The sequence below is a fragment of the Pseudoalteromonas sp. SG45-2 genome (assembly GCF_014164115.1).
Lineage (GTDB): Bacteria > Pseudomonadota > Gammaproteobacteria > Enterobacterales > Alteromonadaceae > Pseudoalteromonas > Pseudoalteromonas distincta.
Genome location: NZ_JACJEO010000014.1, coordinates 23777 through 48671, shown reverse-complemented (window position 1 = coordinate 48671; position 24895 = coordinate 23777). Strand labels below are relative to the sequence as shown.

At 37.4% G+C, this 24895-nt stretch carries 19 protein-coding genes; 8 read left to right on the top strand and 11 right to left on the bottom strand.

From position 1 onward, the window contains the following. Nucleotides 1-123 precede the first annotated feature (123 nt). From H5116_RS11620 to H5116_RS11610, 3 genes are read left to right on the top strand one after another with little or no spacing between them, the layout of a single operon-like run. Nucleotides 124-615 (top strand): RNA polymerase sigma factor, encoded by a 492-nt coding sequence (locus H5116_RS11620; protein ID WP_182716185.1) that lies wholly within the window; start codon nt 124-126, stop codon nt 613-615. Further along, nucleotides 612-1352 carry an anti-sigma factor gene (locus tag H5116_RS11615; protein ID WP_182716184.1) on the top strand — a complete coding sequence of 247 codons (741 nt, stop codon included), beginning with the start codon at nt 612-614 and terminating at the stop codon, nt 1350-1352. Before H5116_RS11620 ends, H5116_RS11615 begins: the two co-directional genes overlap by 4 nt. A gap of 25 nt (nt 1353-1377) precedes the next feature. After that, the gene (locus H5116_RS11610; RefSeq protein WP_039038089.1) at nt 1378-1890 is read left to right on the top strand and encodes a CC0125/CC1285 family lipoprotein; all 513 of its coding nucleotides are present in this window, start codon (nt 1378-1380) and stop codon (nt 1888-1890) included. A 17-nt stretch (nt 1891-1907) separates the two neighbouring features. On the opposite strand, the gene H5116_RS11605 is transcribed toward H5116_RS11610, so the two are convergent. Further along, nucleotides 1908-2792: a DMT family transporter gene (locus tag H5116_RS11605; protein WP_182716183.1), complete on the bottom strand. Its 885-nt coding sequence runs from the start codon at nt 2790-2792 to the stop codon at nt 1908-1910. A gap of 103 nt (nt 2793-2895) precedes the next feature. Between H5116_RS11605 and H5116_RS11600 the strand changes: the two genes are divergently transcribed. Next, nucleotides 2896-3420 (top strand): sel1 repeat family protein, encoded by a 525-nt coding sequence (locus H5116_RS11600; RefSeq protein ID WP_182716182.1) that lies wholly within the window; start codon nt 2896-2898, stop codon nt 3418-3420. A 2-nt stretch (nt 3421-3422) separates the two neighbouring features. Here H5116_RS11600 and H5116_RS11595 read toward each other — a convergent pair whose 3' ends face one another. The 7 genes from H5116_RS11595 to H5116_RS11565 form a co-directional block, all read right to left on the bottom strand. Then, a complete protein-coding gene (locus H5116_RS11595; RefSeq protein ID WP_076914928.1) occupies nt 3423-3575 on the bottom strand; it encodes a DUF2496 domain-containing protein in 153 nt (50 codons plus the stop codon). After that, nucleotides 3559-3840, bottom strand: coding sequence for a late competence development ComFB family protein (locus H5116_RS11590; RefSeq protein WP_002958257.1), 282 nt, complete (start codon nt 3838-3840; stop codon nt 3559-3561). The genes H5116_RS11595 and H5116_RS11590 overlap by 17 nt, the downstream gene beginning before the upstream one ends. Nucleotides 3841-3891: 51 nt before the next feature. Then, nucleotides 3892-4785, bottom strand: a complete 894-nt coding sequence (locus tag H5116_RS11585; RefSeq protein WP_182716181.1) for a histone deacetylase — start codon at nt 4783-4785, stop codon at nt 3892-3894. A gap of 13 nt (nt 4786-4798) precedes the next feature. Continuing rightward, nucleotides 4799-5407 (bottom strand): primosomal replication protein, encoded by a 609-nt coding sequence (locus H5116_RS11580; protein WP_002958255.1) that lies wholly within the window; start codon nt 5405-5407, stop codon nt 4799-4801. A gap of 1 nt (nt 5408) precedes the next feature. Then, nucleotides 5409-6185, bottom strand: a complete 777-nt coding sequence (locus H5116_RS11575; protein WP_002958254.1) for a TSUP family transporter — start codon at nt 6183-6185, stop codon at nt 5409-5411. Continuing rightward, nucleotides 6185-8260 (bottom strand): ATP-dependent DNA helicase DinG, encoded by a 2076-nt coding sequence (gene dinG, locus H5116_RS11570; protein WP_182716180.1) that lies wholly within the window; start codon nt 8258-8260, stop codon nt 6185-6187. The genes H5116_RS11575 and dinG overlap by 1 nt, the downstream gene beginning before the upstream one ends. Nucleotides 8261-8344: 84 nt before the next feature. Next, entirely contained in the window at nt 8345-10078 is a 1734-nt protein-coding gene (locus H5116_RS11565; RefSeq protein ID WP_182716179.1) for a tetratricopeptide repeat-containing sulfotransferase family protein, read from the bottom strand. A 108-nt stretch (nt 10079-10186) separates the two neighbouring features. Between H5116_RS11565 and H5116_RS11560 the strand changes: the two genes are divergently transcribed. The 3 genes from H5116_RS11560 (at nt 10187) to H5116_RS11550 (ending at nt 17380) form a co-directional block, all read left to right on the top strand. After that, the gene (locus tag H5116_RS11560) at nt 10187-12526 is read left to right on the top strand and encodes a DNA polymerase II (protein ID WP_182716178.1); all 2340 of its coding nucleotides are present in this window, start codon (nt 10187-10189) and stop codon (nt 12524-12526) included. A gap of 278 nt (nt 12527-12804) precedes the next feature. After that, nucleotides 12805-15669, top strand: coding sequence for a TonB-dependent receptor domain-containing protein (locus H5116_RS11555; RefSeq protein ID WP_182716177.1), 2865 nt, complete (start codon nt 12805-12807; stop codon nt 15667-15669). Between the two features lie 58 nt (nt 15670-15727). Next, on the top strand, nt 15728-17380 hold the full coding sequence (locus H5116_RS11550) for a tetratricopeptide repeat-containing sulfotransferase family protein (RefSeq protein WP_182716176.1): 1653 nt from the start codon (nt 15728-15730) through the stop codon (nt 17378-17380). Between the two features lie 46 nt (nt 17381-17426). On the opposite strand, the gene H5116_RS11545 is transcribed toward H5116_RS11550, so the two are convergent. From H5116_RS11545 to H5116_RS11535, 3 genes are all read right to left on the bottom strand, one after another. After that, nucleotides 17427-18620 (bottom strand): DUF547 domain-containing protein, encoded by a 1194-nt coding sequence (locus H5116_RS11545; protein WP_182716175.1) that lies wholly within the window; start codon nt 18618-18620, stop codon nt 17427-17429. 5 nt (nt 18621-18625) lie between these two features. Next, nucleotides 18626-20422, bottom strand: a complete 1797-nt coding sequence (locus tag H5116_RS11540; protein ID WP_182716174.1) for a putative 2OG-Fe(II) oxygenase — start codon at nt 20420-20422, stop codon at nt 18626-18628. 63 nt (nt 20423-20485) lie between these two features. Next, entirely contained in the window at nt 20486-21649 is a 1164-nt protein-coding gene (locus tag H5116_RS11535) for a DUF547 domain-containing protein (protein ID WP_182716173.1), read from the bottom strand. A 314-nt stretch (nt 21650-21963) separates the two neighbouring features. Between H5116_RS11535 and H5116_RS11530 the strand changes: the two genes are divergently transcribed. Then, nucleotides 21964-24780, top strand: a complete 2817-nt coding sequence (locus H5116_RS11530) for a TonB-dependent siderophore receptor (RefSeq protein ID WP_024597662.1) — start codon at nt 21964-21966, stop codon at nt 24778-24780. The last annotated feature ends 115 nt before the right edge of the window (nt 24781-24895 follow it).

Sequence of the window (24895 nt, the reverse complement as noted above, 5' to 3'; positions counted from 1 at the left end):
ACTTCTATTAAATTTATCATGCTGGTTAGTTAACGTTTAACACATAGAAATATTTCATTATTTAAATTATTTGGGAATAAATGCTTTTTTGAATCGTCTTCTTTATAAAAGGGGTAAAAATCAATGAACGAAACTATAAAAACCTTATTGCCCATGCTTAGGCGTTTTGCCTATTCGCTAACGGGTAGTAAAGCAGATGCAGATGATGTAGTGCAAATAACAATTGAAAAACTATTAGTAAAAGGCATTCCGGATGACGTTGAGCCTGCTAAATGGGCATTTAAAATTTGCCGTAATGTGTGGATAGACGAATACCGCTCACGCAAGGTAAGGCAAAATACGGCTCATGCCGATATTTTACCAGAGCCAATATCAAGTAATGAGCACCAAACACTCGAAAACAAACAAATGCTTAAAAATGTAAATACAGCACTTGGGCAATTACCCGAAGAGCAACGCGCCATAGTATCGCTGGTGGCAGTGCAGGGCATGGCTTATAAAGAGGTAGCACATACACTCGATATACCTATAGGCAGTGTAATGAGTAAATTATCGCGAGCACGCAGTACACTTTATAATTTAATAAAACCCGACTTTAAAAAGGAGCAAGTATGAACATTAACGACGAAACACTTAGCGCCTTTTTAGACTCAGAACTAAGCGAGCACGAAATGGAGCAAGTGCGTAAAGCCCTTGAAACCGATGATGAGCTAGTAATGCGACTTGCAGAGCTAAGCGAAGTAGACATGCGAGTAAAAGAGCACGCAGCAAGTATTGACGACGCACCACTTAGTGACTCATTAGCTAAAACGGTTGTAAAGCTTGATACAGCAACGACAAAAAACACGTTAAACAGTAATGTAGTAACCTTAACGCCTTGGCAAAAGGTTAAGCAATCGGCTAATAAAAGTTTAGCAATAGCTGCAAGCGTTGCCGTGGTATTTGGTGTTGCAATGACGAGCTATTTACAACCCAATGAGTCGCAAAATTTAGTAGCCAGTAACATAGCCACAGCACTTAATACACAGCTAAGTAGTGGTGAGTATAAGCAAAGTGATGGCTCACTATTTAGTGCACAGCTTAGTTTTAAAAATCAGCAAGGTGAGCTTTGTAGGCAGTATGCACTAAGCTCAAATAATACAATGCAAACAAGCATTGCTTGTAAAACGCAAAGCGGTTGGCAAATTAAAGCGCAAACAGCCGTGCAGCAAAGTAACAGTGGCGCGCAATATCAAACGGCGTCTAATAACAGTGAGTTAGATGCTGTTATAGATAGCATGATCAGCGGCGCACCACTAGATAGAGCGCAAGAGCAGCAAGCAATTAGTGCAAAGTGGCAGTTAAATAAATAATAATGTGTATAAAACGAGGTGAATTATGAAAACATCTATTTTAATTATCAGTATTTTACTTATGGCGGGTTGCGCATCTAAACCTGATTACCGCGCCGCGAATAATGGCTCACAAGGTTACAGCGAGCAAAAAATTAGCGACGATCAATACCGAGTAGAGTTTAAAAGTGTGTCAAACAACGTAGCAGATGCCGGTGACTATGCATTGTTACGCGCGGCTGAGCTTACCCAAGCGCAAGGCTACGACTGGTTTGTTGTAACGAATAAAGAAACCTTTGTTGAGTCTAAATCGCAAGCGCCCGCGTCAACTATTAGTGCATCACACAGCCAGCAATATGAGCGAAGCTGCGGTTTATTAACTTGCGAAACACGCGCACGCCCAACAAGCAGTGTAGGCGTGCAGGTGAGCAACAATGATAAACGCAAAGAAGTGCACACCCTGATTGATATTAAAATGGGTAAAGGCATTAAACCCAGCGACAATAGCTATAGCGCACAAGACTTAATTGAAAACTTAAGCAAAAAAGCACAAAAGTAAGCGCTTTGTAAAAGCACTTAGCGTGTTTTAGCTAGGTGCTTTTTTCGCGGTAAAAATCCAGTAACCAGCATAGTGCCCACAATAACAAATAAAGCGCCTAGTAACGTGTTTGGCCCAATTTGCTCGTCTAAAATTAAATGTCCCCAAAAAATGCCAAATAGCGGAATTAAAAACGTGACCGTTAAAGCTGAGGTTGGGCCTATATCTTCAATAAGTTTAAAAAATAAAATATAAGCAAGTGCGGTACACATTACTCCTAATACAAGTACACCTAGCATAACGTTGGTGCTTGGTATTTCTCGTATTGGCATAAATAAGATAAGCGGTAATACCATAAAGCTTGAAGCCCACATTGAGCCATGGGCGTTATCGAATGGGGGCAGTTTAGGCGCGTTTTTAGTGTAATGCGATGCAATGGCATAGCAAAGTGATGCGCTTAATGCCGCTACTATGGCCAAAATTGATTGGCTATTTAACACAAAATGATTTTGCCCAACCAAAATAACTACGCCAATTAAACCCAGCAGTAAACCAATCACCATACTTTTATTAGGCTTTGTTTTTGTCCATAAAATTCCAACAACAACACCCCATATTGGTGTTGTAGAATTTAAAATTGAGAGTGTGGATGCGCTGATAGTTTGGGCTGCGTAAGCAAAAAATAAAAACGGCAAAGCAGAATTAAACGCGCCTATAATAAAAAAGTGTTTTGTGTGCTCAGTAAACGCCAAGCGGCGTTTTAAGTACAGCGCCACAATAAAGAGGGTGAGTGCGGCAAAGCCAACTCTAAATTCTATTAACACCGCTGGGCCTAAGCTGTTAGCTGCCATTCGCATAAATAAAAATGACGCGCCCCAAATTGCAGCCAGAAAAAATAACCGAAGTAAACTTGCTAAGCTCATGATAGTATTTTAATTATACAAACAGGATTACACAATAGCAGGCTTTGCAAAGAGTGTAAGCCAGATTCGGTACTCGCATATAAAAAATAATAAAGGACTAGTTATGGCTAAATGTATATCGGTTGCAGCAATTTTGGCTGTAGGTTTATTAGGTGGGTGTGGGTCCACCCCTGTTAGCCTATACAGCGACAATACAATGAAGAAAAAAGAATACAATGGTATTAAAGCGTATAAAAAGGGGCTCTACGAGCAAGCTTTTTATGATTTAAAAGAGCCGGCAGCACTTGGCTATAAAAGTGCACAATACACGTTGGCATTCATGTTTTTAAAAGGCCAATACTTGGAGCAATCTACTAAACTCGGAATGGGCTGGCTAGGTGTTGCAAAAGAAGCGGGGGTTGAGAATTGGTCTGCGCAATACGATGCATTTTACAGTGCAGCGACTACGCAGCAAAAACAACAAATAGACGAAACAGTTGAGTTGTATATAATGCAATTTGGCGTTAAAGCACAAAATATGACCTGTCGGCGTTCAACTTCGCCTAGGCGTACATTTGGTGAAGTTAAAATTGATTGCACTAAGCACGAAGGTAGCGTTACCGAGCACGACATACAGATAATAGAATAGAGTTATGACTTTTCTAGCTTCTTTTCAAAGTCGCTTTTAACTATTTCAAGTGCTTTAAGTACTTCTTCTGGAGCAACATCGTGTTGCTCTAGTATCATAATTAAATCTACTGCAAGTTTCATATGTGTAGGGGCTTGATCAAGTGGACTTGTCATTTAACTCTTTCTTTTTTGATATTTGGCTGATGGCAACGTTTATTGCGGTTTGTACACGTTGTTCCATATGTATGCGTTCTGATTGCGGTAAATAAAACGCCATATCTACATCGTAGCGAATATATCGTGGCGGGAGCTGATTTAGTACCGTACAACAAAAGTCAGCCATTACATCTTCATCATATTTTTCATCAAGTTTAAGTTTGATAACTTCCTCGACTACAATCTTTTCGTAATAGTTGTGTATGTCTTCGTGTAATCGCATATTCCCACCGCTTTAAAATAATCAGTTTAATTGAGTCTATACTATGGCTTGCTATAAATCGATAGCGGCTTTAAATAGTTGTTTATGAACATTAATTAGTGAGCTCAAATTACGCTGATAACCTCCGCCTAGGCCGCACATTAGTGGGATTTGGTGTTGCTTACAAAAGTTGAGAGAAAAAAAGTCGCGTTTATATACGCCATCTAGTGATACTTCAAACAAGCCTAACTCGTCTTTTGTGTAAATATCAGCACCTGCATTATACAAAATAATATCGGGGCTATGAATACGCACGCAAAAATCGAGTGCTTGCTCTAATGTAGCAAGGTACTCAGCGTCGGTTGTTTTAGCGGGCAATGCAAAATCGTAGGTGGACTCTTGCTTATTACGAGGAAAATTTTGTTCACAATGAATTGAGCAGGTAATAATTTGGTCATGGTTTTGAGTGATTTGTGCTGTGCCATCGCCTTGGTGTACGTCGCAATCAAAAATTAAAACAGTGTCGGCTTGCTCTGTATTTATTAAATGTGCTGCTGCAATAGCTAGATCGTTAAAAATACAAAAACCGCTGCCGTAATCACTGTATGCATGATGATAGCCACCACTTAAATTAGCCGAAAAACCATGTTTTAGCGCGTGTTCACTACTTTGGATGCTTGCCCCAACTGATAGTAATGTGCGCTCTACCAATTCATTTGAATAAGGAAAGCCCATTTTTTTTATGGCTTTATTGCTAAGAGTCCCATTTAAAAAGTCATCTATATAACGTTGGCTATGACATAGCGAAAGTTGAGATTTGGTTGCTTTTTCAGGCTCTTGAAAGTGAATAGCCGAAACACCTAGGTTTTCTATTTCTGTTTTAAGTAACTTATACTTTTGAATAGGGAATCGATGACGTTCTGGGAGTATAAGGTCTGAATACAATGGATGATAATAAAGCTGCATAGTAAAGTGCACCTTAACGCAGCTGCTGTTTTTCTACTTGTTGAATTTTATCTTCGGTGGCAGAAATTGCTTTTCTGCAGCGGCCTAATCGAGCGTGTGTGCTTAATATTTCAAGGTTAAGCTTTTGTGCTTTAGCAGGCGAGGCTTTATCCATTTGCATTTTTCGCTCTTCAATCATGAGCACTAAACGGCGTTCAAACTCATGGTTTTGTTTTAATTCGTCGTAAAGCTCATGGGATGATTGCATTATTTTTTGCACAGCTTGCTTATAAACGGTTTGCTTAGGGCGTGGTTTATAATGGCTTTTGTTTTCTTTAACCCAAATAGGCGTTGATTTAATAACGTTGAATACAGCTTGTATTTGAGCTGCAATACGTTCAAGCGCGTAGGTATAAGCATGGCGATGCTCGCTTGGCGGTAACCTTGAAACTTCGTCTTCTATTTCTATTACGTAATCGACTAGGTTCATGCTTTTGGTACTAAAAACTGCGCGGTCAAACAAGCTAGGTTGTGCTTGCATGTAACGATTTTTAGAAAAAAGTTTAGCTTTATCAAATTGCTCAGCTTGTTGTTTTAGCGTTGCAACTTGTTGGCGTAGTTTATCTAAAGCCATTGAATGCATATTAAAAGTAAGCCTCGTAAATTAGTTTTAATGCTAAAAGTATAACCATAGTATTAAATACTGGGCGAATAAATTTGCTACCAAAACGTATTGCTGAATGCGCCCCAAACCATGCGCCTAGCATAATAAAAAAGCCCATTGTTATGCCAAGTAAAAAGTTTACATGGCCGAGTGCAACAAAGGTAATTAAAGATATAAAGTTAGACACAAAATTCATTGAACGCGCTAAACCACAGTTGAGTAGCAGGTTCATTTTGTAAAGCATGCCATTAGAAGCAGTCCAAAATGTACCCGTACCTGGGCCTGCTAAACCATCAAAAAAGCCTAATGCTAAACCTTGTAGCCATTGTTTTATTTTCATCGCTTTGTTTAGTTTAGGAAGTTCATCGCCTTCGGTGGTGCTTAAATTACCAAATAAGCTATAGCCAGCAACTAAAATAATAATAATGGGGAGTAGTTTGTTTAAAAAATCGATACTTAAATGATCAACAATAACAGTACCTATCAATGCACCTATTGCGGTAGCAATAATGGAGGCTGCCCAAAACTTAGGACTAAATAAGTTCTTTTTATAGTATGTATAGCTTGCCGTTAACGAGCCAAAGCTAGCCGCTAATTTATTGGTGCCTAATGTTAAATGTGGAGGTAAGCCAGCAGTTAATAAAGCGGGTACAGTTAACATGCCACCGCCACCGGCGATAGCGTCTATAAAACCTGCGGCAAGTGCAACAGCACATAAAACAGCCCAGGTTGTTGGATCGAGTGCGAGTTCAAACATTAATAATCTATTTGTCTTTTAAAAGGTGGTAGGGTGTCGAGCATGGCTTTACCGTATCGCTTAGTAACTAAGCGTCTATCGAGAATAGTAATACAGCCTTCATCACTCTCTTTTCGCAGCAGTCTACCACAGCTTTGTACCAATTTCTTTGCGGCATCTGGCACGGTAATCGTTAAAAACGGGTTACCACCTTTGCTTTGTACAAATTCTGCTTGCGCTTCTTCTATTGGCGAAGTAGGTACAGCAAACGGAATTTTAGTAATTATTAGGTTCTCTAAATATTTACCTGGTAAATCAAGACCTTCCGAAAGGCTCTGGGTTCCAAATAAAATACTGCCTTTGCCTTCGTCTACATTTTTAGTGTGTAATTTAAGCAATGCTTCTCGCGACATCTCACCTTGTACTAATAAGTTAAAACCTTTTGTTCTAAGAAACTTTGTTACGTGGTCCATTTGCCAGTAAGAAGCGAATAGTACAAGGTTCGCTTTTTTATCATTTAGGTACTCTGGTAAAGTTTTAGCTAGGTGATCACTAAAGTCTTTATCGGTAGGTTCTACTTTAGATACCGGAATACGTAAAGTGGCTTGTTTTGGGTAATCAAAAGGAGAAGGTACTTTAATAAATTTAACGCCTTCTTCTTTAGCAAGTCCTGTTTCGTAAGCAAAGTGATCAAACGAGCCCAGTGCACTTAATGTCGCAGAGCACAAAACAGCGCCCGCGCATTCTCGCCACAATTTATCTTTTAAGTAATAACCGACCTCGATAGGGCAGTCGCTTAATAAGTGGTCGTGATGGCTTTTATATTCAAGACGTTTTATCCACCGTGCATGGGGAGCACCTTCGCCTTTTTTTGCGTAACTAAACCATAGTTTGTTTAGTTGCTCTAAGCGGTTTATGTATTGACCGCTTTCGCCTAGTATTGGGTCGGCAACGTAAGGTTTTATGTCGCCGTCGCTTACATCTTGGGTAAGGGTGTCGTGCATTTTGTTTAAACAGCGCAGCGCATCTTGCGTGGCTTCGCTTATGTCTTTTGCTTTACTGTGCAGCGATTGTGGAATTTCACCGTGCTCAAAGCGATAAGTATCGTCTTTCGAATATTCAAAGTCAGCATTATCGAGAATATCGCGAACTACTTTTAAATCTTTATTCGCGTCATTAATACTGTCGCAAAGTTTAAAGTTTTGGCCAATGGCTCTTTGCCCCACTAAAACCTTTGCCATTTTTCCGCTAAACTTGGTGAGCTTATCAAGCCATTCTATTGTACCTTTAATTGTTGCTGCGGCCGATGAAAAGTCGCGTGTTATATGTGCTAAATGATGCGCTTCATCAATTACATAAATGGTGTTGTCGGGCTCGGGTAAAATTTTACCGCCGCCTAAGTCTAAATCAGCTAGTAATAAAGAGTGATTAATTACCAGCACATCCATTTGCATTAATTGATTACGAGCAAGCTGAAACGGACACGTTTGATGGGCCTTCATTTGGCGTTGGCATGAATGTTTATCGCACGCTATTAAGTTCCATACTCTGTCGGCTACGGTATCGGCCCAGCTGTCTCTATCGCCTTGCCATTTTTTATTCACATATGCGTTATATAGCTCATTCAAACACTTGGTTTCCATTGCGCTCAATGGTGAAGTAAGCGTTGGCATAAAGTCCATTTGTGTTTGACTATCGCCGTTTACAGCATTATGTAATTTGTGAGCGCAAATATAACGATGGCGACCTTTTACCAAATCAAATTTAAAGTCGAGGCCTGAATGCTTTTTAAAAAATGGGAGCTCTTTTGCTATTAATTGTTCTTGCAGTGCAACGGTTGCGGTAGAAATAACTAGCTTCTTTTTTTGCGCTAAGGCAAGAGGCAACGCGCCTAAACAATAGGCAAGAGACTTACCGGTACCGGTGCCTGCTTCAATTACGCAAATGCGCTGCTTTTTATGGTATTCGCCAGCAAGTGTTTTTGCTATTTCGGCTACAAGATAATTTTGACTGCTACGAGGGCGATAATCTTTTAGGTTACTAGCCACATGCTGGTGTACTTGCCTAATTGTTTTTTTTAGTGAGTCAGAAAGCATGGGATGATTTACCTAAAGTATGTATATAATTACAGTGCTATGGATTTTAGAGTTATAAGAGTGTAACTACAAGCAGCTTGTTTACTAATTTAGCCTATTAAGCAGTGGCGTTAGATGATTTGCATATTTTTTCCAGTCAGTCAGCGCTTCTTTGTAAATTGGCTTACGTACTTGTTCTGAACTGGGAGTTAAAACAGGGCGTTGGTTATTATAAAACTCATAACACGCTTGCTCTACTACTAAATTGCAATGTTCAAATAAATCATTAACCGTTTCAGTGAAGTTGTTTATTAAGCTTTCATAATTAATTGTATATATTTCGTCAGGATATACGCTATGCCAATGTGTCATCAGCTTATAATATTCATTCATGTAGTGAGCTAAATCTTCCTGATCGTAGCTATAACTATGGCCTTGTGAAAATGAGTGCTTATAAAGGCTCCATGCAGTCGCTTTTTTATCTCGTTGTACATCGATTATTTTTGCATTAGGGAATAAAGTTTTGATAAGAGCAATATGTTGAAAGTTGACTGGTTGTTTATCAATAAAGTAAGGCTTGTTATTGCGAAAAGGTTCAATGAATTTTAAGTAGCGTTTGGCTAATGTTGCCAAGTGCTCTTGAGTCAAACTATTTAGCTTATAAGGTACGTTGCTTTTTATCTGAAGGTTTTCTAACTCTACTGCAATAGAATTGATTTCTGATAATTCATAGCTAGCGTCAACATGGCTATGCGATGCCAGTATTTGCTCAATAAGTGTAGAGCCACTTCTAGGTAAGCTTACAATAAATATCAGCTGGACTTCATTTTCGGTTGAGGAATGTACTGTATTGGCTACTTTTTTGGTTAGGTATTTTTTACAGCGCTCATTAAAGTCATTAGTAATGTAAGGGCTAAGTGACTTTTGTAAATCGTTACTTATTCTTAGCTGCAAAAAGGCATCTTCGTATCTGCTAAGTTGTTCATATGCTTTAGCTAAAGCAAAGTGAAGTTGTGCTCTATTTAATTTATTTGAGTCTATTGTTATCTGCTGTTCTAAATTAGCTATATTGAGCTGAGTGAAAGTATATGTTTTTAAGTTTGCTAAGTTCCAATAGGCTTCACCTATATGAGGAGCTAGTTTTATTGCTTTGCAATAAAATGCAATCGCACTTTGATTATTTCCAACTATCTTTTCTATGTTCCCAAGTCTTAAATTGCAATATGCGGGGTGATAATTTTTATTTAGCAAAGATTGGTAATTTAGAGATGCATTTTTGAAGTCCATCATTTTTACATAGGCAGCAGCGAGTAAACTTTGGGATTTTGGTAGTAAAGTAACTAATGTGGTCGACCTATTATAAAAGGAGATTAGTTCTAAATATTGCTTTGTATTAAATAATGCTTCAATGTGCGCATCATAAGCGGCTGATTTTGTATTGTTTATATTTATATTATGAGAAGTAATAGCCAAATACGTTTTTAAGTCGCTTGCTTGAAAAGCTATTTTACTTAATAACACTAAAACACGGTATTCATTCGTAACAAGATTGAGCAACTCATGGGCAATGGTTTCTGCTGGCTTTAATTCTTTGTTTAATAGATGCTGATTCGCTTTATCTAAACGCTGGTTAAACCAAGCAATCATCTCATATTGCTTTGTGGCTTGTTGGTATTGCTCTTGCTCTTTTAACTGTCGATGTACTTGGGCTAATATTTGCCAAGCTTGATGGTGTTCTGGTGCACTTTGAATTAGAGGTAATATTAACTTTTTAGCTTGTTGAAGCTTGTTTTGTTGAAGGAGATTATTAGCGTGTTGGATAATTTCAGAAGGGCTCATTGAATGCTCATATTATTTTTTCTTAAGACTAACTTAGAAAGAAATAAAATATAACCTGCTTTACAAATTTTATTTTTGTCGTTTTTTATTACAAGGCTTATTTCATTAATGCGCTTAGACTCGGGGTTTATTCTCTCTACAGAAACAGTTGATTCACCTTTGGGCGTAAGTTTTGTTATTTGGCTTTTAACTGAAAAAGGGCCATTAAAAGCAATTAGCTTACCAGAGTCAGTTGTTTTTTTTATCAAGTTAAAGGATAAAGCGACGGTAGAAAAAGTACTGCGGCTCTCAGATGTTTCTTTTGAAATTGTCCCTGTAGAATTAAAAGATTTTCAGCAGGGGACTGTGGCTGGTTGCTACTTTAAATCACTTAAACATTACTACAATGCGTTAAAAGCTCTAAGCGCAGAGGGCATTGTGACATACGAAGATGACATACGCCCTATAGATCGCTTTTTAATGGAGCGATTTATTAAAGGCTCCACATGGGTGAGAGGAGATATTACACAAAAAGACGGATATAGGCTGTTAACCAATTGCCAATTTAAAAATAACCCAGATGTAAATCCTAAGTTTAAAACAGTTTCTTTAGACATCGAGTGCAATGGAGAAGGGGTATTATTTTCCATTGGTTTGGTCGGTCATGGCATTGATTGTGTATTAATGATTGGCAGTCCTATTAAATATAGTGATGCAATTGAAATAATATGGTGTGTTGATGAAATCGATCTTTTACAAAAATTACAGCACTTTATAGCAAAAACAGATCCAGATCTTATTATTGGTTGGAACGTCATTGAGTTTGATTTTTCTGTTCTTCACTCCAGAGCTGAAACTCTAGGTATAGAATTGCGTCTTGGACGTAATAGCGAAAAAATAAAATTACGAGTAGGCCATTATACTCGATTAACTATACCAGGAAGAGTTGTTATAGACGGTATAGACACGTTAAAAAATGCGACCTACCACTATGATAGCTTTAGCCTGTCAAATGTAGCTGCTAAGGAGCTTGGTGAGAAAAAGTTCATCAGTTCAAGTGACCAGCTAGCAGAAATTGAACGCCAATTTAATGATAATAAGTTATCCCTTGCGAAATACAATAGACAAGATTGCGTACTGGTTCTACGTATTTTTAACAAATTAAATTTACTTGATTTTGCTGTTGTTAGGAGTCAATTAACGGGGCTTGAACTTCATAGAATGGGCGGTTCAGTCGCTTCATTTGTTAACCTTTATCTGCCCTTACTTCACCGAAGTGGTTATGTTGCACCTAATTTAGGAGATCATGGCTTAAGTTTTGATAGTCCTGGAGGGTATGTAATGTCTTCAAAACCGGGGTTTTATAAAAATGTACTTGTACTCGACTTTAAAAGCTTATATCCATCAATTATGCGTACTTTTTGTATAGACCCTCTTGGTTTAATTGAGGGGTTGCTCAATCCAAAAGATGCAATTCCAGGATATAATAATGCACTTTTTTCAAGACATAAAAATCATTTACCAGCCCTTATAAAAACTCTATCAATAACAAGACAAGAAGCAAAAGATAGCCAAAAACCTATGTTATCGCAGGCTATAAAAATTATTATGAATAGCTTATATGGAGTGCTTGGTTCTCGGGGGTGTCGCTTTTACGATCCACGTCTTTCAAGTTCAATCACACTACGTGGGCACGATATAATGCAAACCACAAAAAAATGGATAGAGGAGTGTGGGTACAATGTAATTTATGGCGATACAGATTCAATATTCATTACTTTGGATGACGGTTTGAATACGCTTCAATGCGATGAAATTGGTAAACAATTAGCTATTAATATCAATCAGCAGTGGGTACAAGAAATTAGTCAGAAGCACGACTTAGAGAGCTTTTTGGAGATTGAATTTGAAACCTTATACAGTCCTTTTTTTATGCCTACAATTAGGGGGAAAACGATGGGCTCTAAAAAACGATATGTAGGTCAAAAAATTAATAAAAATCACAATGAGCTAGTATTTAAAGGTGTTGAAGCAGTTCGAAGTGATTGGACTGAGTTCGCTCAAGAGTTTCAAGTAGAGTTGTTTGAAGCTTTGTTCAGTAGTGACTATAAAATAAGCCTTTTAGAGGAGTTAGTTAATTCTTACTCTAGGCGTTTACAAAATGGAGAATTTGACGATAAATTAATTTATAGAAAAAGGTTAGGACAAAATTTAACTGAATATAAAAAGAATATTCCACCACATGTCCAAGCAGTTAAAAAATATAAAGCCCAGAACCCAAACTTTGAGGTGAAACGAGGGCAAATTATAGAGTATGTTTACACATTTGATGGACCAGAGCTCAGTGATACAAATAAAAGACTGAATTATCCTTTGTATATAAAAAAACAATTAGACCCAATAGCCGAAATGATTTTTAGTGCTATGGAAGTGACGCTATCAAAGAGCTCTCAAACCTCTCTCTTTTAAGTTACCGTGAGCTAAAAGTTAACCTTTGTGAATTCAATCCCCCCTTTTTTATAATTCCCCTTAATGCAGTAATGGCGCTATTTAATAATACCAATGTAAATTTTTTGATTTTAAAATTGTAATGCTTTAGCTTTGAAAGTGTTGGTAATTAACAATAAGTTAATTTTATGTTGACCACGTTGTGTTGCTGGTATTATCATAACGTATGATTACCATTTATTAACAAATGGTAATCAAGCAAAAAATATAAAAAATATAAAGTATTCTGGGAGAATCAAATGTTAAATAATAAAGTTTCAAAAGCAGTTCGCTTAGCGATAGCTTTCGGTACAGCTTCAACAGCTGCTTTTTCAGCAAGTTCGTTTGCTGCTGATGAAGAAAAAGTTGATAAGGTTGAACGAATTGAAGTTACTGGTTCACGTATCAAACGTACAGATATGGAAACAGCTAGCCCAGTGCAAGTAACAACTGCTGAAGAAATTGCTGTTGCAGGTTTTACTCGTGTTGAAGACATGATGAATAGCTTACCGCAACTAGAAGCGTCTAATACTTCTTTCCAATCAAATGGTGCTTCGGGAACTGCAACCCTTGATTTACGTGGTATGGGTTCTCAGCGTACTCTTGTTCTTGTAAACGGTCGTCGTATGCAAGCTGGTGGTATCTACACACAATCAGCTGATATTAACCAAATTCCCGCTGCGCTAATTAAACGCGTAGATGTAATGACTGGTGGTGGTTCATCTACTTACGGTGCAGACGCTGTTGCTGGTGTTGTAAACTTTGTAATGAACGATCAGTTTGAGGGTTTTGAAGTTAATGTAGGTACAACTGCTTACCAACATAATAACGATAATGAATACATGCAAGGCCTAATGGATGATGCTGGCTTTGAATATGAAGAAGGTAATACGGGTCTTGATGGCGCGTCATTTGATTTTGCAGCGACCCTAGGTGGTGCATTTGATAGTGGTAGGGGTCATGCAGTAGCTTACTTTACTTACAACAGACAAAATGAATTACGCCAAGGTGCACGTGACTACTCATCTTGTGCTCTAAATGCTGCTGGTACAGCTTGTGGTGGTTCAGGTAATGCTGTTAACCCTAACTTTTATATCTCAGCTCCTAACGCTGACGGTGTTGTAGACTTTGGTGAAGGCCAGTACGAATACTGGACTCTAGGTCAAGATAGCAGCTTTATTCCTTCAGTTGGTAATACATATAACTACGCGCCAATTAACCACTTTATGCGTCCTGATGAACGTCATACATTAGGTATGTTTGCTAACTACGAAATAAATGATAGCTTCCGTCCGTTCATGGAAGCAATGTTTATGCGTAACCGCACTACAGCGCAGATTGCTGAGTCTGGTACGTTCTTTAATGATAATTACTCAATTGATTTTGATAGCCCATTATTAAATGATACACAACGTGCACAACTAACTGAGCGCTTTGGATTGACTTCTGGTGATCAGTTTGCAACTTATATTGGTAAGCGTAACGTTGAAGGTGGCCCTCGTGCAGACAGCCTTGAACATAACTCTTTCCGTTTAGTGTTAGGTAGTAAAGGCGAAATTAACGACCTTTGGTCTTACGAAGCATTTGCTCAATACGGTTCAACTTCATCTTCTTCAGCATATGAAAATGATTTCTTTGGTCCGCGTATAATCACCGCTTTATCAGCAAATGGTGAAGATTGTAGCGCGACTTCTGGTTGTATTCCGTACGATGTTTTTCAGTTTGATGGTGTAACTGAAGAAGCTGCAGGGTCACTTACTGGTACGGCAATCTTGAACGGTGTTACTGAGCAATTGATTGTAAGTGGTTTTGTTACTGGCGAATTCGATTTCTCACTTCCATCTTCAGAGTACCCAGTTGCTGCAGTATTTGGTGCAGAGTATCGTGAAGAAACATTCAGTAGAACAGCTGATGAAGTATTTGCACAAGGTCTATTACTAGGCCAAGGTGGTACTACTAAGAGTTTAAATGGTGGTTATCAAGTACGTGAAGTGTTTGGTGAGCTTAGCCTACCAATCGTTGAAGATTTACCGTTAGTTGAAAGTTTACTTGTTGAATTAGGCTACCGTTGGTCAGACTATAGCACTTCAGGTGCTGAGCCGACTTATAAAGTGGCAATGAACTGGGATGTAACAGGCGATTGGAAAATTCGTTCAAGCTACAACCGTGCAGTTCGTGCAGCAAACAATGGTGAGCTATTCGCTCAACAAAGCACTGGTTTATGGGCCGGTACTGATCCATGTGCTGGTACACCAAGCCTAACAGCTGCTGAGTGTGCAAATACAGGTGTTTCTGCAAGTCAGTATGGCAATGTAGGTAAGAGCCCTGCGGATCAATATAATGCTCTGTTTGGTGGTAATCCAGATTTATCTCCAGAAATTGCTGATACTATTACTTTAGGTGTTGTTGGTAACCCATTTGAAAACTTCAACTTCTCAATCGATTACTGGGATATTGAACTTGAAGACGCGATTGGTAATATTGACCCAGAAATTCTAGTTACACAATGTGGTAAAAGCGGCGCGGCTGTATTTTGTGATAACGTAGACCGTACACCTGGTAGTGGTAGCCTTTGGATAGGTTCTGGCCAAGTTGTTGCTACAAATACTAACTTAGGTAATATCCATTACGAAGGTATCGATTTAAGCGCAAACTACGATATGGAAATTGCTGAAGGTACATTAAAAACTAGTATCATTGGTACCTACATGTTAACTAAGGAATTTGATAATATTCCTGGTGTAAGTGAAGTATATGACTGTGTTGACTCATTAGATAACGGTTGTTTCCCTCAACCAGAATGGCGTCATGTTGTATCTGCTAGCTACGACACGGGCAGCTGGTGGAGAGCTACTGCTAAATGGCGTTTCTTCAGCGGTGTAAACGATTACACTGGTGCTGATACATTAGTACAAGACGACGGTATTAGCTCACAAAGCTATATTGACCTTAAAGGTACATTTACTATTAATGATTACACGTCTTTATTAGTAGGTGTTAACAACGTTATGGATAAAGAGGCACCTCTAGTTGGTGGTTCATTATCAACAAACGCAAATGCTATTGCTGGTTACTACGATTCGTTAGGTCGTTACTTCCATGCGAGCCTTTCATTAAAATTCTAATTTGAATTAATTAATGTATATTAAGCGAGCTTAGGCTCGCTTTTTTTATGGGGAAAAAATGAAATCGGTAAAAGAAAGTTTACTGTTTGCAATACAGCAATTGAATAGTGGAAAGATTGTGGCAGGAAAAGCAACCCTAGAAGGTTTATGCGACAACCCTGAAGTTAATGAGCAAGCTTTAGCTGTATTGTTTAAAGTAGCTATGAATGAAGGAGATTTACTAAAAAGTAAGGAAGTTTGTAGAAGACTCATTTCAATAGCCCCCAAAAAATTCGATTATGTAAATACTCTTTGTCAGTTATATGCCGCCAGTAATGAATTCTCTTTAGCAATAGACTTACTTAAAAAATACACTGAAATAGTACCGGATAGCGCAATGTCATATTTTCAATTGGGTGAAATGGCAAAAAAAGATGGCAAAGGTACTCTTGCAAGTACATCTTTCTTAGCAGCTATCGAGCTTGGTTACCACGACATATATACCGCTTATGTGGAGTTAGCATCCGTCTACTCTGAGCTTTTAATTGATTATGGGACTGCGACTAATTATTTACAGCAGGCAATTACAGTTGAACCAAATAAAATTAATGCCTATTTTAATCTTGCTAATATATATGAGCAGCTTGGTGATAAGCAAAACTGTTTAAAGAGCTTTAATCAGGTATTAAAGATAAATCCTTTATATGGTCTGGCGCATGCGAGAATTGCTGATATACAAACATTTAATAAAAAAGAAGCGTTAGAATACGAACTAAAAAGCCTATCTATTTTAGAAGCTATAGAAGATGATGTGTTAAAAGCTGATATGTATTATGCGCTTGGGAAAGCTTATGACGATAGCAAAGATTATGAAAAATCATGGTCTTATTATACTAAAGCCAATAGCTTTAATCGAAAATATATCCCGCAATACAACAGGGTTGATATCGAACATCAAGTAAGTAACACACTAGCAAGAGAGCTTAGTAACGTAAAAAGTAAGACTGGCGATATTGTTCCAATTATTATTTGTGGCATGTTTAGGTCTGGTTCAACCTTAATAGAACAAATAATTTGCACTTCTGAGGTGATTAGCAATGGAGGAGAGATTGATTACTTGCATAAGCAACTATTCAATCTAATTGATAAGCCTAAAGTGCTGTCAAGCACGGTTAACTCAACATTATTTCAGCAAGGTTATGAGAAAGAATTAAAGTTAAGAGCGGGAAAAAGTAGTCTTGTTACTGATAAACGGCCTGAGAACTACTTATACATTGATATAATTAAAATGATGTACCCTGAAGCAAAAGTTATTTGGACACAGCGCGATATTAGAGATAACAGTTTATCAGCTTACTTTCAACATTTAGGCCCAAGTTTGAATTATGCGACCGCACTGAATGATACAGTGCACTACCATAAAGCGCAGCAGCGTGTTAAAGCACATTGGCTAAAAAAGTATCCTAATGATATTTTTACAGTCAATTATGATGAACTTGTTTCAAAGCCCGAGGGGGTATTATTGCCTCTGTTCGAATTTTTAGGCGTAAAATATCAAGGTGAAAGCGGTTTATTTCATCAACAAAAAAATATTGTAAGTACTGCTAGTGTTTGGCAGGTGAGAAAGCCTCTTTATACATCTTCATCGGGAAGATATAAAAATTTCAGTAGGTATATTAAAGAAAGCTTATCTATTTCTGATTTTGAAGAGTTTAATAATGTATTAGATTAATCACTGAGAGTATTCAGCACTCAATAGAGCGCTGAATACAATTTAATTATTTAGTGGGTAAGTCTTTTATTTTAACACTACTACTATTGATTTTTTTCTTGAGACGAAGCTTATTAATTTTGTCTAATACTGCAGGTGAAAAGCGAGATTGAGAGCTAACTTTAGAGGATAACATATCGCTTAGGAAGCTAAGGTTCATAGCGCCTGCACCAGGCACGTTACTATTGGCTGCTACGGCATTGAGCAAGGCCGCTTTGTTGGTGGCATTACCCTCACCAAATGAGCGCTCAGTGCCGTATATGTCGGTTACATTCCAGTCCTCAATAGCTAGAATTAATTCTTCCGAATCTTCTACTTGTGAGTTAATAGAAGAATCAGAATAGTTTAAAATATGCTTTAGTAGATCGTTCTCAAAGTCAGGAAATAAAATTTTTGCTTGATCATAAAAAATAGAAACGTTTAGACGATTTCTTTTAACTTGAACGCCTCGGTTGGAGTTTACAAACTCTTCAGCATTACCTGAAAGTTGTTTATATACCTTATCAGCTGTGTAAGCTTCGTTACGTAAATTCGGACTTCCGATTATCCCTTGATAGAAGCCATACATTACTATTTTCTTATTCCCAAATTTCTTAAAAACGATATCATGTTGAATATTATTAAGTGACAAGGTATGACCTGAAACATTTATAAATTTATCGTTTAGTATTGAGTTTTCCCCTTCGAGTAATTTTTTTGCATTTCGAACTGGGTAATGTTCAATTAACTTTTCAATAATGGCTGTATTATATAAGTTTAGCCAATAAGCTAATTGCTCATCTAAGGTTAATGCGTTTAAAGGGACTTCTTCAGGTACTTTTTCTAGGCTTTGGCGAATTACTTTAAAACCTAGCTTAATATCCGATTTTACAACTTCTTCGAAATAAAAGCGGTTAGCCTCTAAAGCCGTATCTCTGTCTCTATTAGACCGTAACCTTGTGCCATTACCTACTATTGGTTTTAGAATAGTCCTATCAGATAAACCCATGTCAATAACGGTTAACTCTAGAAGTTGGTCTAGGTCTTCATAAGATATGCTTATATCCCTATTTAAGCCAAAATCTGAAAACTCTTCGGGTAAAGAGAATTCTTCAGCTTTCACTGGAATAAAAATAATAGCGATTATAAGTAGCAAGCATTTTATCATGATCAATCCTTTGTTTTTGTTTATTTTTATAGCACTAGTTTGAATTTCAATCAACTAGATTAACCAATTGGCATAATATCGCTAGGTATTGTTAAGCGAGGTCTATCGCTTTTAAGCTCATTTGTGCCATGCCAAATATAGCTAGGAAAAATGATAATTTGTCCACTTTCAGGGCATATCTCGCGATCTATTAATTCTCTTTTTCCTAGATCAAGACATGTTTCTCCTAACTTTAACCAGCCATTTTTAAGTGGATCATTTTTACTCATTTCATCAGGTATAGAAATATAGCTGGGTGCTGACAACCAACCGTGAGGATGAATATGATTGGCATGATATCCTCCATTTTCTAGTTTTACTGACCAGCTGCCTTTGGCAGTAAAGTTTAGGCTATTTCTTGCCGTTAATGGGTGCATACTATCTGCTGGTAAATCATTTAAGTAAGTAGATATACATGACTCCATTGACTGCTTAAATAATGAGAGTAACGTATTTGAGCGATAGAGTAAGTGTCCTTCAGTTTGACTTCCTCTTCGAACACTTTGATCAAGCGGGTCTTGTTCTTTAGTGTGTAAAGTAAGTAATAGTTCCTTGAGTTCCTTCCCAAAAGAGTCAAACGACTTGTAGCCTTTAGGCGTAGGTAGAGCCATTGTTTTAACAAACATATCGTAATTAGTTAACCAATGATATTTATCGTCTTTAGCTAAGCGCCAAGCTGTGGATAAATAAGCCCAGATTTCTTGATTAAAAGGGTTGTGTTTAACTGCAGTGTTTAAGTGCAGTATTGCTTTTTTATATTCAAAATTTTCAATACAGTAGTTTGCCAAATCTACACTATATCTTGCTGATTGGGGAGCCTGTGATACAAGCTCATCTAATATAATGAATGCTTTATCACTTTGCCCATGCTTACCTAAAATGATGCCATGGGCATGTTTTATGTCTAAGTTATCAGGGAAGAGCCTAATTGCTTGTGAAGATACATCAAGGGCTTGATTAAAATCTTTAAAATGTAAAAGCTGAGCTAGTTGTGATTGAACTAGTTGTGGGTTTTTAGCATGATTTAAGAATGTACTATTGTAGGAGCTCATAAGGGCTGATTTGTTTGCACGATCCCAGTATAATTTATTTAAACACTCATGCGCAGGTATATAGTTAGGAGCCTGTTCAAGACATCGTTTTAAATACTGCTCACAGAGCTCAAACTTTAGTAAATCATAGTAAGTACAGCCAATCAAAAAGTTAACCTCGGGGCTATACTTGTTCTGCTTATCGCTTAGCATTAAAAATATATCTAAAGCATTGTCGAATTTACCCATATTGCGAAAATTACAAGCACGTTTATATTTAAATAAAAATTGATTTTTTAAATCGACAGGTAAAGAGAGGTAATAGCTTTCAACTAATTCTAAGTCACCCAAACGTTCTAGTAATTCAAGCTTTAACCAGTGATATCTCTCTTTTAAGGTTTCATCAGATACGGTTTTAGAAAGTTCCTTTTTTGCTTGTAACAACTGGTTGGTTTTGATCAAGCTTTCTATAAAATTCAGAGATACCTTTTTGCTTAATGGCAAATACCTTGTGTTTTTTAAAAAGTTTAAACATAACGAATGTTTAGCAGTTCTGCACAGCAAGTTTGTATAGTTTTCAATTAGAGGGAGGGATGAAGGAAACTTATTTACTGCGTAAGAATATGTTTGTTCGGCATTTTCATTTTGGTTAAGTGCGCTATATGTAGCGGCAAGTAAAATATACCAATCAACAGTTTTAATATCACATTTGTTTAAAAAAAGAATAGCTTGGTTATATTGGCGTGAATTATAAGCAGCGAGCGCAGAGTTAAGAAAGTTAGACATAAAACACCCTATTTTTCGTACCATGTTAACAGGGTGTTTTTTAAAGTTAAATAATAAAATTTATTAAAGGTCTTTTATTTTTACAGAGCCACTATTATCAGTTTCTTTTAGCTTGAGAGCTCTAATTTTTTCGAGCATTTCTGGAGAAAAGCGGCCAAAGTCCATCGTTTTCTCCGAAATAGAATTAGATAAAAAGCTTATGTTAACAGCACCTAGTCCTGAACCTGCGCCATCAGCTCCTATTGGTTTTGATGAGTTATTTGCAACAGCATTGAGCATGGCGGCAGGATTTGTTGACGCTGCGCCACCAAACTTTCGCTCTGTGCCATAAATATCAGTGATTCTCCAATCTTCAATACCTATTTTAAAGCTCTTAGCATATTTTATATCAGAGCTCATTGGCGGGTTTGCATAGTCTTTTAGGTGCTCTCGTAAATCTTTCTCGAAGTTTTCGAATAATGGTTTAACTTGCTCATAGTACTTAGAGGCATAAAGGCGATTTTTTCGCTTGATACTAGTTCCTCTATTTGAATTGACGAATTCTTCAGCGTTTTCAACTAATTGATGATAAACCTTGTTTCCTTTATATGCTTCGGCACGAATGTTAGGACTTCCTATATTTCCTTGATAAAACCCATACATAACTATTGGTTTTTTTATACCAAACTTTTTAAAAACAATATTTTGTTGTATGTCGTTTAAAGAAAGTTTATGGCCAGCAACATTTAAAAACTCATCCTCTAAAATTGAATTGCTGCCAAAGAGTAAATCTTCTGTATCGCGAATAGGATAGTGTGTGATTAGTTTTTCTAACATGGCTGTATTGTAAAGGTTTAACCAATAAGCAAGTTGCTCATCAAGGCTGAGTTCGTTAAGTGAGATTTCATTTGGCAGACTTTCTAGGCTAACTCTGATCTTATAAAAACCGTCTTTAATCTCTGATTTTGTTATTTCTTCAAAGAAGAAACGATTTGCTTCTAATGCTGTGTCGTTATTTTTATGCGACTTCATTCTTGTACCGATGGAGGCTTGAGAATTTAGTTTGGAACGATCTGATGCTCCAGTATCAATTACAGTAAAACTTAGAAGAGTATCTAAGTCATCATATGAGACAGTAATATCTCTATTTAAACTAAAATCTGAAAATTCTTCCGGAAGCTCTTTTAAGTCAGCGAAAGCCGAGAATGAGATAGTGAGTATTAAAATACATACGAGGTGAGTTTTCATAGCAATTCCTTTGTTTGTTAGGAACACCATAATCTACAAATGTTAATTCACTTTCAAGTTTTGCTTACATTTAATTTCATTTTATTAGCATAGCACCAAAAAGTGGAATATTGCTCTTTGGTTAATGGTGATGATATCGCAATGTGTTAGCTTTTTGTTTCTTTAAGTTGTTGTAAATTAATGTGTTTTTTCGTTGTCAAAGTGTTGACCTTTTGCTTGAGTTGGGCCTACTATTCAAACCGAAATAGGTACTGTGATGAATTGCAGACCGTTTTGAAAACAAAATAATTAAAAAATATTCTAGGGAGAATCCAATGTTAAATAATCAAGTTTCAAAAGCTGTTCGCTTAGCGATAGCTTTTGGTGCAGCATCTACAGCTGTATTTTCTGCAAACTCGATAGCTGCTGACGAAGGTGTAGAAAAAGTAGAGCGTATTCAAGTTACTGGTTCACGCATAAAGCGAACTGATATTGAAACAACTGTACCAATTACATCAATTGGCCGAAGCGATATTATTCAAATGGGCGCATTGAATGTAGCCGATGTTTTGAATCAATCTCCGGTCACTATCGCTGGTTCAAATCAATCAAATAGTGCATTCGGTACTACAGGTGTTGGTCTTAACACTACGTCTTTACGCAACTTAGGTTCCTCAAGAACTTTAGTGTTAGTGAATGGTCGTCGCTTTGTATCAGGTGTTTCTCCTTCAAGCGGTTATGCGGTTGACTTAAATGCAATACCAGCATCAATGATTGAACGTATTGATATTCTTAAAAGTGCTTCTTCAGCAGTTTATGGTTCAGATGCTGTTGCTGGTGTTGTGAACATAATTACGCGAAGCGATTTTGAAGGTGTTGAAGTTAACGCTCAAACAGGTGTTTCAGATGAATCTGATCGCGAAAAATATTCTTTAAACCTTACTGCTGGTAATAGCTGGGATTCAGGTAGTGTAACAATTGCTGCTGGATATGATGATGATAAGGGTTTGAAGTCATCCGATCGAGACTTCTCAAGGTATGATGAAGCTATATTTTTGAATGATGAAGGTGGTGAATATGTAGGTGTTCAAAACTCTTCATACCCACCTCAAGGCCGTGTTGGCGGATATAATGCAGATGGTACACCATATGTAGGTGATGAGAATTCATTCAATCGTGCATCTTACAGACAGTTAGTGACTCCGCTTGAGCGTAAATACGCAGCAGTTAACTTTAAACAAGATATTTCAGATAGTGTTCACTCTTTCACGGAAGTAAACTGGAATTCATCTAAAACATACAACTCGACTATTGAACCGACTCCTTTCACTACGGATGATGTATATCTACCTTCACGTGGTGGCGTTGGTGGTATTAAGCTGGGAAGCCCTTTAGTTCCAGATCTTTTACGCCAAAATTTAATGTCTGATAATCCTGATTTGACAATGGATGATAATATCCCAACGCTAGTTCGCCGTATGGTTGAGTTTGGTGCTCGCTCAACAGATTTAGAGCGTGATACTATTCGTATTGCGACAGGTATAGATTGGGAAATTAATGACAACTGGCTTTTAAACTCTTATATCTCATGGGGTAAAACTGACCAGCGCCAAGAAAATGGTGGTCAAATAAATGTTGAACGTGCTGCAAATGCATTAGATGTATATACTAATGCAGAAGGTAACGTTCAATGTTCTAATGATTTAGCAGTACTTCAAGGGTGTGTGCCTTTAGATTTGTTCGGTGCAGGAACTTTGTCTGATGAAGCCGTTGCATATGTAAGATCACCTGCAAAATCTCAAGGTCAAGTTGAGCAGTTTATATTTTCAACAACCCTTTCTGGTGAATTACCAATTGAGTTAGAAGGTGGTATGGTTGGGCTAGCTGTTGGTGCAGAACATCGTCTTGAAAAAGGTTCATACTCTCCAGGTGATTTAGCGCAAACTGGTGCTTCAAGTACAAATAAATCTGAGCCTACAAATGGTAGCTTCTACACTAACGACGTTTTTGTTGAAACTGTTTTACCAGTTCTAGAAAATGTTGAACTAGATTTAGCCGCTCGCTATTCGGACCATGAAATTGTTGGCGGACAAACAACATGGAATGCAGGTGTACAATACTCTCCTACAGATACAGTAAAATTAAGAGCATCAGCAGCACGAGCTATTAGAACTCCAAATATTGCTGACTTATTCGGTGGTAGAGGCGAAACTTTTTCAGGTGTTGCAGATCCTTGTGATGCAATTACTGCATCATCTACAGGAAATGTAGCTGCTAATTGTCTTTCTATCGCTGAAGTGGCTAATAGAGTTGCTGCTGAAGGCGCATTCAATTTGACAACTATTGAACGTCAGAGCACTGGTGGTTATATTGGTGGTAATGAAGATGTAAAAGAAGAAACATCTGATTCATTTAGCGTTGGCGCTATTTGGCAAGTAACAGATGAATTTTCATTAACGCTTGACTACTACGATATTGCTGTAGATGACGCTATTGCTACTACTGCTAGAACAACTGTATTGAACCGATGCTATGGTGTTGATCCATCTGACTTTGATGCTACATGTGGTGGGGCAATACGTGATACAAGAGGTGCCTTGACAGAAGTTAGCTCAGGGACTAGCAATGAAAATGATTTAAGCACAAAAGGTTTAGATATAGAATTAAGTTATAAGCAAGAATTTGCTTTCGGGCAATTATCAGCGGACTTGATATGGAATCATTTGTATGAGTATGTTGAAACATCAATTGAATCTGGTGAAGAGATTGATTACAGAGGTGAGGTATTAACTCCTACTAATCGTGCAAATTTAAATTTAGGCTATACAGTTGATGACTTTGCAGTATCATGGCGCATGAAGTATTGGGCAAGCTCAAATGATAGTAATATTGAAGGGAATCAAAATTTTTCAACGGGAGCCCCTTTAGACAAGTTTAATCGCTTCCCGACTGTTATTTATCACGATCTATCAGGTACTTATAACATCACTGCTGGAACAGACGTTACTTTGTCAGTTCGGAATGTTTTCGATAAGCAACCTCCTGTAGCAAACCAAAGTTCAGTAAGTGGAGCATCAGGTATAAACACTGTTGGTGAAGCTTATGACGTAACTGGTCGTTACTTCCAATTGAGTTTTACTACTAAATTCTAATTGTTATTTATATAAGAACGATAAAAACCGCGATTTTAATCGCGGTTTTAATCGCGGTTTTTTTATGGATAAATTTTATATACATTAATAAATTATGTGCCGTAGTTATTTTTGA

Coding starts and splice junctions, on each gene's coding strand:
- H5116_RS11590 (WP_002958257.1), bottom strand. CDS start 3,840: ATGCGATTACACGAAGACATACACAACTATTACGAAAAGATTGTAGTC.
- H5116_RS11595 (WP_076914928.1), bottom strand. CDS start 3,575: ATGACAAGTCCACTTGATCAAGCCCCTACACATATGAAACTTGCAGTA.
- H5116_RS11555 (WP_182716177.1), top strand. CDS start 12,805: ATGTTAAATAATAAAGTTTCAAAAGCAGTTCGCTTAGCGATAGCTTTC.
- H5116_RS11600 (WP_182716182.1), top strand. CDS start 2,896: ATGGCTAAATGTATATCGGTTGCAGCAATTTTGGCTGTAGGTTTATTA.
- H5116_RS11535 (WP_182716173.1), bottom strand. CDS start 21,649: ATGAAAACTCACCTCGTATGTATTTTAATACTCACTATCTCATTCTCG.
- H5116_RS11610 (WP_039038089.1), top strand. CDS start 1,378: ATGAAAACATCTATTTTAATTATCAGTATTTTACTTATGGCGGGTTGC.
- H5116_RS11530 (WP_024597662.1), top strand. CDS start 21,964: ATGTTAAATAATCAAGTTTCAAAAGCTGTTCGCTTAGCGATAGCTTTT.
- H5116_RS11550 (WP_182716176.1), top strand. CDS start 15,728: ATGAAATCGGTAAAAGAAAGTTTACTGTTTGCAATACAGCAATTGAAT.
- H5116_RS11615 (WP_182716184.1), top strand. CDS start 612: ATGAACATTAACGACGAAACACTTAGCGCCTTTTTAGACTCAGAACTA.
- H5116_RS11620 (WP_182716185.1), top strand. CDS start 124: ATGAACGAAACTATAAAAACCTTATTGCCCATGCTTAGGCGTTTTGCC.
- H5116_RS11605 (WP_182716183.1), bottom strand. CDS start 2,792: ATGAGCTTAGCAAGTTTACTTCGGTTATTTTTTCTGGCTGCAATTTGG.
- H5116_RS11575 (WP_002958254.1), bottom strand. CDS start 6,185: ATGTTTGAACTCGCACTCGATCCAACAACCTGGGCTGTTTTATGTGCT.
- H5116_RS11580 (WP_002958255.1), bottom strand. CDS start 5,407: ATGCATTCAATGGCTTTAGATAAACTACGCCAACAAGTTGCAACGCTA.
- H5116_RS11585 (WP_182716181.1), bottom strand. CDS start 4,785: ATGCAGCTTTATTATCATCCATTGTATTCAGACCTTATACTCCCAGAA.
- H5116_RS11560 (WP_182716178.1), top strand. CDS start 10,187: ATGCGCTTAGACTCGGGGTTTATTCTCTCTACAGAAACAGTTGATTCA.
- H5116_RS11540 (WP_182716174.1), bottom strand. CDS start 20,422: ATGTCTAACTTTCTTAACTCTGCGCTCGCTGCTTATAATTCACGCCAA.
- dinG (WP_182716180.1), bottom strand. CDS start 8,260: ATGCTTTCTGACTCACTAAAAAAAACAATTAGGCAAGTACACCAGCAT.
- H5116_RS11565 (WP_182716179.1), bottom strand. CDS start 10,078: ATGAGCCCTTCTGAAATTATCCAACACGCTAATAATCTCCTTCAACAA.